Annotated in this window: 14 protein-coding genes; 6 read left to right on the top strand and 8 right to left on the bottom strand. The window is 33.4% G+C overall.

Annotated features, from left to right (window positions below; genetic code table 11):
* Positions 1-178 precede the first annotated feature (178 nt).
* Positions 179-388: a YheE family protein gene (locus EKG35_RS05510; protein WP_126293457.1), complete on the bottom strand. Its 210-nt coding sequence runs from the start codon at positions 386-388 to the stop codon at positions 179-181.
* A 131-nt stretch (positions 389-519) separates the two neighbouring features.
* Here EKG35_RS05510 and EKG35_RS05505 point away from each other — a divergent pair, with 131 nt between their 5' ends.
* Together EKG35_RS05505 and EKG35_RS05500 are read left to right on the top strand one after the other, a co-directional pair.
* Positions 520-1,665 carry a DUF445 domain-containing protein gene (locus EKG35_RS05505; RefSeq protein WP_126293456.1) on the top strand — a complete coding sequence of 382 codons (1,146 nt, stop codon included), beginning with the start codon at positions 520-522 and terminating at the stop codon, positions 1,663-1,665.
* Between the two features lie 21 nt (positions 1,666-1,686).
* Positions 1,687-2,031, top strand: coding sequence for a YlbF family regulator (locus tag EKG35_RS05500; RefSeq protein WP_126293455.1), 345 nt, complete (start codon positions 1,687-1,689; stop codon positions 2,029-2,031).
* 105 nt (positions 2,032-2,136) lie between these two features.
* On the opposite strand, the gene EKG35_RS05495 is transcribed toward EKG35_RS05500, so the two are convergent.
* Positions 2,137-2,763 carry a hypothetical protein gene (locus EKG35_RS05495; RefSeq protein ID WP_126293454.1) on the bottom strand — a complete coding sequence of 209 codons (627 nt, stop codon included), beginning with the start codon at positions 2,761-2,763 and terminating at the stop codon, positions 2,137-2,139.
* 175 nt (positions 2,764-2,938) lie between these two features.
* Here EKG35_RS05495 and EKG35_RS05490 point away from each other — a divergent pair, with 175 nt between their 5' ends.
* The 3 genes from EKG35_RS05490 to EKG35_RS05480 are packed head-to-tail and all read left to right on the top strand — an operon-like array spanning position 2,939 to position 5,956.
* On the top strand, positions 2,939-4,459 hold the full coding sequence (locus tag EKG35_RS05490; RefSeq protein WP_126293453.1) for a coproporphyrinogen III oxidase: 1,521 nt from the start codon (positions 2,939-2,941) through the stop codon (positions 4,457-4,459).
* Between the two features lie 53 nt (positions 4,460-4,512).
* Positions 4,513-5,718: an MBL fold metallo-hydrolase gene (locus EKG35_RS05485; RefSeq protein WP_126293452.1), complete on the top strand. Its 1,206-nt coding sequence runs from the start codon at positions 4,513-4,515 to the stop codon at positions 5,716-5,718.
* The gene (locus EKG35_RS05480; protein ID WP_126293451.1) at positions 5,705-5,956 is read left to right on the top strand and encodes a DUF3006 domain-containing protein; all 252 of its coding nucleotides are present in this window, start codon (positions 5,705-5,707) and stop codon (positions 5,954-5,956) included. Before EKG35_RS05485 ends, EKG35_RS05480 begins: the two co-directional genes overlap by 14 nt.
* A gap of 63 nt (positions 5,957-6,019) precedes the next feature.
* On the opposite strand, the gene EKG35_RS05475 is transcribed toward EKG35_RS05480, so the two are convergent.
* Together EKG35_RS05475 and EKG35_RS05470 are read right to left on the bottom strand one after the other, a co-directional pair.
* Positions 6,020-7,111, bottom strand: coding sequence for an NAD(P)-dependent alcohol dehydrogenase (locus EKG35_RS05475; RefSeq protein WP_126293450.1), 1,092 nt, complete (start codon positions 7,109-7,111; stop codon positions 6,020-6,022).
* Positions 7,112-7,258: 147 nt separating this feature from the next.
* Complete coding sequence (locus EKG35_RS05470) at positions 7,259-7,873, bottom strand: PH domain-containing protein (RefSeq protein WP_126293449.1); 615 nt, start codon at positions 7,871-7,873, stop codon at positions 7,259-7,261.
* A 333-nt stretch (positions 7,874-8,206) separates the two neighbouring features.
* On the opposite strand from EKG35_RS05470, the gene EKG35_RS05465 reads away from it, so the two are divergent.
* Entirely contained in the window at positions 8,207-8,995 is a 789-nt protein-coding gene (locus tag EKG35_RS05465; RefSeq protein WP_126293448.1) for an HAD family hydrolase, read from the top strand.
* Between the two features lie 205 nt (positions 8,996-9,200).
* On the opposite strand, the gene EKG35_RS20825 is transcribed toward EKG35_RS05465, so the two are convergent.
* The 4 genes from EKG35_RS20825 to EKG35_RS05450 are packed head-to-tail and all read right to left on the bottom strand — an operon-like array spanning position 9,201 to position 11,890.
* On the bottom strand, positions 9,201-9,338 hold the full coding sequence (locus EKG35_RS20825) for a hypothetical protein (RefSeq protein WP_185807650.1): 138 nt from the start codon (positions 9,336-9,338) through the stop codon (positions 9,201-9,203).
* Positions 9,339-9,367: 29 nt separating this feature from the next.
* Entirely contained in the window at positions 9,368-10,630 is a 1,263-nt protein-coding gene (locus tag EKG35_RS05460) for a Ger(x)C family spore germination protein (RefSeq protein ID WP_126293447.1), read from the bottom strand.
* Positions 10,599-10,931: a GerAB/ArcD/ProY family transporter gene (locus tag EKG35_RS21585; RefSeq protein ID WP_400195070.1), complete on the bottom strand. Its 333-nt coding sequence runs from the start codon at positions 10,929-10,931 to the stop codon at positions 10,599-10,601. The genes EKG35_RS05460 and EKG35_RS21585 overlap by 32 nt, the downstream gene beginning before the upstream one ends.
* Entirely contained in the window at positions 10,913-11,890 is a 978-nt protein-coding gene (locus tag EKG35_RS05450; RefSeq protein ID WP_126293445.1) for a spore germination protein, read from the bottom strand. Before EKG35_RS05450 ends, EKG35_RS21585 begins: the two co-directional genes overlap by 19 nt.
* Between the last annotated feature and the right edge of the window lie 25 nt (positions 11,891-11,915).

The raw sequence follows: 11,915 nt of genomic DNA, 5'->3' as shown, positions 1-11,915 counted from the left end.
CCGACGTGTGAGATCCAAGTCTGCGATCGAAAATCGCAGACTTGGATCTCACACTTTGGCTCCTGCGGCATGAGAGGCGTGAATGAAAATCTATTTTGTTGAGAAGATAACCTACTTAAAATATATTCAAAATAAGTGATACATTATTTACTTGCTCTTATAATTAGAAACAATCTTTTTAGTCATACACATGAAAAAGCATTAGTTCGTGGACCATTTTTTCTACTGCTTCTTTTTCATTGGCGTCTGGGGTAATACCCAACCACTTAATCCCGCCATCTTTTTTATACTCTGCATTATAATATTGCTGTTTATAGTAGAATGATATAGCCCATCCAGGCAATTGCGTATTTTCATATAACGGTTTGAAGCTAAAGTGCTGAATCATTTGAATCCCCCTTGCAACATTCTAGTTACGATTTATCGTACTAAATGTTTGCAAGAAAGGCTAACATTATCTTTAGACTACATACCTTTGCTATAATTGTGGAAGAGTTTGAAAGAAATGAGAGGAATTATATGGAGAATGCAGTAATTACAATAATTTTCATGGCAATCGTCGGAGCTGCAATAGGTGGTTTTACAAATTTCTTAGCCATAAAAATGTTGTTTCGACCATACAAAGCAATTTATTTAAAAAATTGGCGGCTGCCATTTACACCTGGTTTAATCCCCAAACGGCGCGGAGAGCTCGCTAAACAATTAGGAGTTACAGTTACAAATTATTTATTAACACCTGAAGTCTTTCGGAAAAAATTATTTTCTGAAGAAATTCGCAGCTCCGTGTTAACGTTTGCTCAACAAAAAATTGAGAAAATGATATTTACAAACGACAAAACGATTTTGGATTGGTTGAAGCTTGCGGGCTTTGAACATTTGCCGCAAACAATCGAAAACAATGTGGATACTATAATTGATGATCAATTTTTAAATATGAAGAATACATTATCTACAAAGACGATTGAACAGCTTTTACCTAGCAACATGGAACAGTATATTAATAAAAAAATCCCAGAGGCTGCATCATATATATTAGAAAAAGGAAAAGAATATTTTACTTCATCTAAAGGTGAGATGACGATAAAAAATATGATGGATGATTTCTTAGAGTCTAAAGGTTCTTTTGGTGGTATGATTCAAATGTTCCTTGGAGATTCATCTAGTATAGTAAATAAAATTCAACGTGAAATCATAAATCTATTAAATGCACCTGGAACAAAAAATTTATTAGTTAGCATTTTCTCGCAGGAATGGGATAAAATTAAACAGCAGCCTGTTATGAATTATTTAACAGATGTTGATTTTGAACCAATTTTAAAAAATATTCAATCATACGCGAAAAAAGAGCTTGCCATCCATGATAGATTGAACAAACCAATCAATCATTATTGGCAAGACGGCAATGAATATGTCAAAACAAATCTGTTGCCAAATTTAGTCGATAAAGGTTTTGCACAAGCTGAAAACAAACTTGAAGATGTGCTAAATCGTTTAAACTTGCAGGAAGTAGTAAGAGAACAAGTTGATTCATTCCCACTAGAAAAATTAGAAGAACTTGTTATCAATATTGCAAACAAAGAGTTAAAAATGATTACCATTTTAGGTGCTGTTTTAGGTGGTCTAATAGGAATTATTCAAGGTTTAATTGTTTTAGTTTTAAATTAAAAAATGAGAGTAGGTAATCAATTGATTAACATTTACAATGACATTAACAAGTTAGAAGCAACATTGCGCCAAACGGAAGAGTTTAAAGTGCTAAAGGAAACTGTTGAAGCAGTTCGAGCGGATGAAGAGGCTAAAAATTTATTTACAAACTTCCGCGATATTCAAATGAAACTACAGCAAAAACAAATGGCTGGTGAACAATTGCAAGAAGATGAACTAGTTTATGCTCAAAAAGCCGCGCAATTAGCACAACAAAGCCCGAAAATTTTAGCAATGCTGGAAGCAGAAATGGCACTAAGTAAAGTAATAGAAGAAGTAAATCGCATCTTAGTAAAACCAATTCAATCATTATATGACGGGTTGTAATCTATACTTTTTTATTTAATAAGAATGACAGTTCAGATGTCTTCATTCTAACCACACAAGTTTGTGTGGTTTTTTTATTTTTAATTCAATAAAATAGTATAAGTGCTAAAAATTCAATACGCGTAAATATAAGTGAAAACCGCGTAAAAAGTAATGAAAATCACGTAAATAATTGTGCAATCTGCTTATATAAGAAGTGAAATCGCGTAAAAAATCAAATACGCGTAAATATAAGTAAGAACCGCGTAAAAAATAATGAAAATCACGTAAATAATTGAGCAATCCGCGTAAATAAGTGTTGAAATCGCGTAAAAAATCAAACACGCGTAAATATAAGTGAGAACCGCGTAAAAAATAGTGAAAATCACGTAAATAATTGAGCAATCCGCGTAAATAAGAAGTGAAATCGCGTAAAAAATCAAACACGCGTAAATATAAGTAAGAACCGCGTAAAAAATAATGAAAATCACGTAAATAATTGTGCAATCCGCGTAAATAAGAAGTGAAATCGCGTAAAAAATCAAACACGCGTAAATATAAGTAAGAACCGCGTAAAAAATAGTGAAAATCACGTAAATAATTGAGCAATCCGCGTAAATAAGTGTTGAAATCGCGTAAAAAATCAAACACGCGTAAATATAAGTGAGAACCGCGTAAAAAATAGTGAAAATCACGTAAATAATTGAGCAATCCGCGTAAATAAGAAGTGAAATCGCGTAAAAAATCAAACACCCGTAAATATAAGTAAGAACTTCGTAAAAAATGCTGAAATTTAAACCCGTATAAATAAACAGAAAATCACGTAAAATACCCTCGCAAGCATAAGAGGTTTGTTATATTAAGATGAAATGCTATAATTAACGTTTGGAATTTAACAATAAGATTTTTAAGGAAAGAGAGTTTAATCATGAAAAAGATTGAAGTAAACGAACTGTTTAAAGAAGATTGGAATCGTGTGTTAAATCATATTGCAAATTTATTTTTTGAAGACTCTAAGATTGTTGTAACTTCAGATGATGCTGAACTTTCTTTTCGTTTTCAGCATTCTATAGATAAAGATTTTACCATCCATACAGCAAGTGAATTAGTTGCTGAAGGTCAAACATATACAAGTACTTACTCAATCCGTTATGAGACAGAAGGAACAGAAAAAGAACAAGGCATTCGTATGAAAAGAGCTCTTTCTCACGTTATGCTTGATGTACTTGAGCAATATACCGGCATGACGCAGCAATGGGGAATTTTAACTGGTGTTCGCCCAACTAAGCTTTATCATAAATACCGTAAAGAAGGATTAAGCGACGGCGAAATTTTTGCTATTTTAAAGAAGGATTTCCGCATCTCAGATTCTAAAATTGCTTTAATGCGTGAGATTGTCGAGCGCCAATTAGTTACAATTCCTGATCTCGATGAAATTGGAAAAGAACTCTCTGTTTATATTGGTGTTCCATTTTGCCCGACAAAATGTGCTTATTGCACATTCCCTGCCTACGCTATTGCAAGCAATCGAAAAGCGGGTCGTGTTGAATCATTTATAGACGGACTGCATGTTGAAATCCGTGCAATGGGGAAATGGTTAAAGGAAAACAATATGAATATTACATCTGTTTATTGGGGTGGAGGTACGCCAACTTCTATTGAAGCTGATGAAATGGACGCTCTATATAAAACGATGTTTGAATCTTTTCCAAATCCGGATAAAATTCGGGAAATAACAGTAGAAGCAGGTCGTCCTGATACAATTACGCCTGAAAAAATAGCGGTCCTTAAGAAATGGGGAATTGACCGTATTTCTGTAAACCCGCAATCTTATACAGACGAAACATTAAAAGCGATTGGTCGTCATCATACGGTTCAAGAGACAATCGATAAGTTTTGGTTATCGCGAAATTCAGGCATGAACAATATTAATATGGATTTAATTATTGGGCTCCCCAACGAAGGTATTGAAGAATTCCAGCATTCTCTAGATGAAACGGAAAAAATGCAGCCGGAATCTTTAACTGTTCATACATTATCCTTTAAACGTGCATCTGAAATGACACATAACAAGGATAAGTATAAAGTTGCAGATCGTGAAACTGTAACAAAAATGATGGATATGGCAAGTGATTGGACAAAGGAAAATGGCTACAAACCATACTACTTATACCGACAAAAAAATATTTTAGGTAATTTAGAGAATGTCGGTTACTGTAAACCTGGTGAGGAAAGCATTTATAACATTGTTATCATGGAAGAAGTACAAACAATTCTTGGAATTGGCTGTGGTGCTTCATCTAAATTTGTAAATCCAAATAGCGGAAAAATTACTCAATTCCACAATCCAAAAGATCCAGCTGCCTATATCATGACATTCGAGGATGCAATAGAGAAAAAGATTGAGATGTTAAATGATCTATATAATGGCATCACTGTTGAAAAATAATAAAAAACTCAGGGATCCCTGAGTTTTTTTTTCAGAAATGAAGGATAGAAACTATGAAAAAAATAATTATTTTGTTTTTAAGCATTTTATTAGCTGCTTGTTCAGATGGCAGTTCGGTTGAACAAACACACAGTACAGCCAATAATATTTCAGGGAAAGCCATGTCAGTACATTTTATTGATGTTGGACAAGGAGATTCAATTTTGATTGTAGGTCCAAATGGTAAAACGATGCTGGTTGATGGAGGAACGAAATCGGCTGGCGAAGATGTTGTTAGTTATTTGAGTAATCAAAATATAGACCATCTGGATTATGTTGTTGCAACTCATCCAGATGCAGATCATATTGGTGGATTAATATCAGTATTAAACTCAATTTCAATAAATAATTTTATTGATTCAGGTAAGCCTCATACATCTGCAACATATGAGGAAATGCTATACGCGATTCACAATAAAAATATTCCTTATATAATACCTAAAATAGGTGATGAAATAAAATTAGATGAGGAAGTCGCAATAAAAGTACTACATGCAGATGAACATGCTTCAGATAACAATGAAGCGTCTATCGTTTTAAAAGCTGAATATGGAGAAGTTTCATTTCTTTTAATGGGTGACGCTGATATTGACATGGAAAAGAAATTGATGGCAGCTCAAAATGTTAAAGCCACTATCCTTAAGGCAGGGCACCATGGTTCTAATACGAGTAGTTCTTTGCCTTTTATCCAAGCCGTAAATCCAGAAGCTGCAATATTGAGCTATGGTCAAGATAATTCTTATGGACATCCCCATGCTGAAGTGATTAATAATTTAAAGAAAGTTAATAGCAAAATTTATGGTACAGCCGAATCAGGAACAATTGTAGTAAAAACTAATGGGAATACATATCAAGTATTAGCTGATGAGTGGACGGGAATCGGCGCATCTAATTCAATTGTTCAGCAAAATACTAATAGTACTAGTGAAGTAGTAATTGACAGTAAGAATGTAGAGGATGAAATTGTAGCGATTAAAAATAATGGGACGGAATCAGTGAATTTAATGGACTGGCAGCTAGTTTCAGTGGAAGGTAATCAAATTTTTAATTTCCCGAATATTACATTACAACCCGGGGATACCATTTATATTACAAGTGGTCCTGAAGCTAAAGAAGGCAATGGTTACATTCAATGGACTCGTCGACAAATTTGGCTTAATTCAGGCGATGAAGCAAGACTTATTAATCCGGAAGGGGAAATTGTAAGTGAACTTCAATAACTATACATTAGACCGCTTTGAAGGAGACTACGCAATCTTTTTGAAACGTCCAGAAGAAATAGATCAGCTCCTTATTCATCGTACAGAAATCGATGTACCAGTAAAAGAAGGCGATATTGTACAAATTACGGATGATGGTGAAAAATACACATTCAAAGTACTAAAAGAAGACACAAAAAATAAAAAAGCAAGTATTGAAAAAATGATTGATGAATTAAAAAATAAAAATAAAATTTAGTAAAAATGTCGATTTCCCACAAGCCTTGTGAGAAATCGACATTTTCATTTCCTTTATGAAAATTTACTGTTGAATTTTTAAAATTGGTTTTATGACAGAACCATTTTTTGAAGCTTCAAATGCTTCGTTTATTTGGTCGAATTCAAAATATTTTACTAGTTTATCAAATGGAAACTTGCCTGCTTTATAATATTCCACCAGTTGAGGGATAAATACACGGGGTACTGCATCGCCCTCAATTACACCCATCATTGTTTTTCCCTCGGCCATTAAATCATTATGAACATCTATAGTCATTTCTGGTGTTACACCAACAATTGCTGCTGTACCAAGTGGTCGCAGCGCTTGTAAACATTGCCGTACCACTGGGGGAACTCCTGTTGTATCAACCGCATAATGAGTGCCGCCATTTGTAATTGCTTTTATTTCTTTTACTACATCTACTTTTGAACCATTAAATGTATGCGTTGCCCCTAGTTTCTTTGCTAGTTCTAAACGACTATCATGAACATCCACTGCTATTATTGTTTTACAGCCAACAATAGCCGCAGCCATTATAGCACTTAATCCAACTGCTCCTGCTCCATATATTGCGATTGTTGATCCAAATTCGGGTTGAATTCTATTTAACACTGTTCCTGCACCTGTTTGGATACCACATCCTAATGGACCAAGCAACGCCAAATCTACATCTTTATCTACTTTCACGACATTGCGTTCGTGTGAAATGGCATAAGTACCGAATGATGATTGTCCAAAAAAAGTTGAAAGGTCTTTTCCATCTTGACTTAAACGATGAGTATGATCGTCATTAATTCCTCCGAAGTTCAAGTCGTTAAACGTTTCACATACAGTAGGGTGGCCTGTTAAACAATTTTCACAATGTCCACAATGTGCAAATGATAGTACAACATGGTCCCCAGGTTGGATTGTTGTTACTCCTTCACCTACACGTTCAACAATTCCAGAGCCTTCGTGTCCGAGAACTGCCGGAAGTGGAGCAATTGCTGCATCACGTGCAACTGCGTCTGTGTGACAGACACCAGAAGCAACAATTTTTACTAACACCTCGTTTGATTTAGGATCTGCTAATTCAACTTCTTCAATTTTAAAGGGTTCTCCTTGGGCGTGGGTAATAGCTGCTTTAATTTTCATAACTACCTCCATTAACAGAAATTTCTGTAATAGTTTAGGCAAATAGTTATCGTATTATAAATTTTTATTAATAAATTTTACTCTTATTAGTTATATTAAAAAAATCCCAAAGGTTTCATAGTAAACCTTTGGGATATTCATTAAAGATTAGTTTTTAATAAATAAATCAAATATGTCGCCAAAATCTTCAGTATTGTATGTTTTACTATTTTCTTGCAACCATGTATTTGTAAACTCGACGATTGATTTAAACGAATCAGCTGGGGATGTTTGCCCATGACCTGTTGTTGCAAGACTTCTTGTCGCATACTCTAAGCTATCTAATGCATAATTTCTATTTTTCTCGTTTTCTCTCATGATGCGTTCAATTGTAATTAAACTTTTATATAAATCTCTAATCTTCTCAGCATAGTTTTTGTTAATATCGAGACTTAATGGAGTTTCTCCAATCGTAAATTTAATCTCAACATCAAGATCGATTGTTCCTGCTGTTTCAAGAGAGACATTGCGGATTGTGTTGAATTTATAATCATAGCGTCTTAAAGTACGCTTTTTGCTGACAGCAGAATCTCCATCAACGTGGATTAGTGCATAGTTTGTAAAGCAATATTCGTCTGCTTTTGTTTTGATTAGAAAATAAATTTTTTCTCCTTTTTCATGCAATACATAATCATCTGATTCAGTTTTATCGTAGTCTTGTGGTTCAATTACTTTCCCAATATCCGATAGTCCAAGTGCATCTGAAGCAAACTTTTTTAACATAGAATCCCTCTCCTTATTTGAAAAAAATAAAATTTTTGAATAATGGCTAGCGTATGCCAACGAGCATCTAAAGTTAATTTACCGGTCCCCGATTGGCACAAAGGTATTTTATGCATACAGGAGTGTGTAGTATGACTTTTTTCCAAAAGCTGTTCACAAAGGGAAAACTATAAACACTGCTCCTGAGATGGTACAGCCATTTTCGTAGAAAACTGTCGTCTCGAATCAGACGACATCTTTATTATAACGAAACTTTAACGGTTATCCTAACAATTCTGAAAATATGTTAAAATAAATATAAGAATACTATAAAAATACATAGGAGAATTTGAAATGTCAATAAATACCATCATATTTGATTTAGACGATACATTATTATGGGATAAAAAAAGTATAAAAACAGCTTTTGAGAAAACGTGTGATTATGCAGCACTCAAATGTGATGTAGACCCGGCAAAATTAGAAGAAGCGGTTCGACAAGAGGCTCGACGCCTTTATGAATCATATGAAATATATGATTACACTGTATTAATTGGAATTAATCCTTTCGAAGGGCTTTGGGGAACTTTTGATGATCCAACTGATTCATTTCAGAAGATGAAGGGAATTGTTCCAGAGTACCGAAAAAATGCTTGGACAAATGGACTAAATGCTTTAGGTATAGACAATGCTCAACTTGGTGCTGAACTAGGAGAACACTTTGTTGAAGAGCGCAAAAAATCACCTTTTGTATATGAAGATACTTTTGCAGTATTAGATGCGTTAAAAGGAAATTATCAATTAGTACTATTAACAAATGGAGCGCCAAGCTTGCAAAATTTAAAATTAGAAATTACCCCGGGAATTGTACCGTATTTTGATCATATTATTATTTCAGGTGATTTTGGTAAAGGGAAGCCAGATGCATCGTTGTTCGAATTTATGATGGACAAAGCAGGTATTACTGCAAGTGAAGGAATTATGGTCGGGGATAATTTAAATACGGATATTTTAGGCTCCTCTCGAGTTGGCATGAAAAACGTGTGGATTAATCGAGAAGGAAATATGAACAACTCACAAGTTACTCCAACATACGAAGTAAAATCATTAACTGAATTTAAAGAGCTTCTAAAAAGTCTATAAAAACAACAAAGCGAAATGATGAGATAATAGTCATTTCGCTGTTTTATTAAAGAAGAAGTATAAAATTTTTTAAAGAGTGTTCACGGAAGAAGCACAGCCCCCGAGGTAATTTGTGTTCCACGGAATAAACGAAAATCTTCTAAATTTTTACCTTTACAACTTAATAAGAAAATTAATCTTTAACAAAGCGTTTCGCACTTTCCTATTACTCAATACTAATATTTGTGAAAAGCGGAATGATTGCAATAAGTAGAGCTAAAATAAAAACTGCAATTGAGCCTACTTTATTTTTTTCTTTCCAAAGCGTAATTGAAAAACCAACCGAATAAATTAACATTATCATTATGATTACCCAAATGAATACATTCAAATTTAATCTCTCACTTCTTGTAAATCTGGCAGTTCACTTTGACGACCGAACTCGCCAAACTTGATTTCTACTGAAATATTTACTTTCATACTTGGATATGTTTTCACCCAGTCAAAATTATCATATTCTGGAATTGTCAAGAATTCCTTCCTTCCTATTAGCGACCAACCAAATGGTTGACCTTTAAATTCCTCCTGCGTTCTCTTTACAAGATTATTAAATTTACTTGTTATTCTGTCATCTAAATATTTCTTTAAGTAATCTCTTTTTTCTTTGTTTTTTGCATAGTTAACCATGCTGTGGTTTGATAAAACTTCAATATAAAGTGGAATAGTAACGTCAATAGTAGGAGTTCCGTTTTTTAAGTTCATTTTCACTTTATTTTTACTTTTCTTCATAATTCTGGTGGTAATTCGATACTTTTCATTAAATGGATCAGGAAATGTTGTTAACATATCTTCTGCATTTAAAGATTCATTTAATATGGTAGAAAGCCGTGTTTCTTCACTATTTAGTTTTCCAACCATTTTACCTTCCTTAAAAACAGCTGATCCGCTAAATTGAGTATTATTTGTTTGTCCTTCTGTTATCAACTCTCCTGCTAAAAATTGATCTTCATCACCATGGTTTTTTCCGGAATTATTCCTCTCGGTTGTTCCATAAATTGCTAAATAGAGATCGGCATCTGCTTCGGTTATCCTAAAATATCCGTAAAGTCTTGAATCAGGTATATAGCCCTTTTCGATGCCATCATCAAGTATTAATTCAAAATATTTATGGATTCTTGTCTCGAGTTTAGGTTGATTTTCTTTTAAGAAATCACTTGCATTTTCTTTTGTTACGATAAAACGTGTACTACGTTTAATTTCTCTATCTTTTGTAGCATCATACATGCATCTTATTAAATCCTTGTCCTTTGCTAATTCCTCTGATACTAAAAAGACACCTAATTGGCTATATGTTATTTCTTTTGCAACTACAGTATTTGCCATATCTTTGGCAGATATCAAATCGTTTGTTTGGAATGTAATAATTTCTCGTGGCGGTTCGTTACTTGAGCCCCCTTCTTGCTTTGAAAGCTCTGGATTTGTAATTAAATAAGTAATTTTAATTTGATTTTCATTATCGCCTTTATCTAAACCGATGGCAATTACATATGCTCTTTCATCTATTTTTGTTTGATCCCAGCATCCACTTAGGATTAGCAATAGAAATAAGAAATAAATAATTTTACTAAGAGGTTTTTGTTTTTTCAGGTTTAACATCCCCTTTCAGTTTTGCCAAAACCCATAATAGGAAGGGTAATAACAAAAATATAGGAGTTGCGGTGTGTAGAAGAGCTACTCTTAAATAAAAAATAGAGAAAGTTGGAGTCTCTGGTATTGAGCCTAAAAGTACGGTTACGGTTGCCAATGTAGGGATGATATATTCAAACTGGCGTATTTTAAATATCGTTCCAAAAAGTAAAGAGCTAATATAAAAATAAAACGCAAAGCGTGTAAAAGTAGAAAGTAGCCAAAAAGGGAAAAACAAGGATTCCACATTAGTTAAAAAACCGAATTGAATATATCGGATAGCCTCATGAAATGGATAAATAAAGTGATTAATAATGCAAGTAACCGTAAAATTCTTATAAAATTTCCGTATAAGAATCTCAAATAGTAGTCCTCGGAAGTATGGAAAAATGACCAAAAGGTAGCGGGCAGCACCAAAGAAGATGGGGAATTTTCCATCAATAAAACGATGAAGCCATCTTCAATAAATGAAGCTGCTCGGTCAGGTCTTTCAGTATATAAAATGGTTGGGAAAATGGAATTTTTACGTTCTTCAATATATTGTTCCATTAATGAAAGATTTTGAATTGAATCGACTTCTATGGAATTAACTTTTTCTTTAATAGTATTTAGCAATTCATTATTAACTAAATCTTTCTTATAAACTATATACAATTCATTTTTTGAAGTTTGGGAGACAGTAATTACTTCAACAACAAGATTTTCACTCTTAATTTTTTTCCTGATTAATGAGATGTTCGTGCTGCCTTTTTCATTAAACGCTTCTTTGGGACCTTTTAAAACAACCTCATTCTCTGTTTTTTCAATAGCTCTGCCTTGAAAGTTGCTGGAGCCAATTAGAAAGGCTTCCGAATATCCATCTACAAGAAGTGCTGCATTTCCTTTATTTATTTCCGACAGCACATCTTCAATTTTTTCAAAGGTTTTAATTGATTGAGCGGAGACGATATTTTCTATATCTTTAGAATCATCATTGTTTGAAAGTAAAGGCTCAATAACTTGTTTCTCAATTATTTTAGAATCTGAAATTGTACTAATATAAATAATTGAGGCTTTTTTGTTTAAACCGCCAATTAAAATGTTGCGGATTTTTATATCACTATTTAAAGGTATGGAATAAATCGTTTTTAAAATTTCAATTGTACTTTCTAAATTAGGGTCAATGCTTTTTTTCTTTAGAAGAGAATTTTGTTCTAATTGTTGATGCTGTTTTGATTGATTATCAAACAATTTTTTGTTTCCCCTTTTTTGTTTC

The sequence above is a fragment of the Lysinibacillus telephonicus genome (assembly GCF_003966145.1).
Taxonomy (GTDB): domain Bacteria; phylum Bacillota; class Bacilli; order Bacillales_A; family Planococcaceae; genus Ureibacillus; species Ureibacillus telephonicus.
This window is presented reverse-complemented; position numbering and strand designations above follow the sequence as displayed.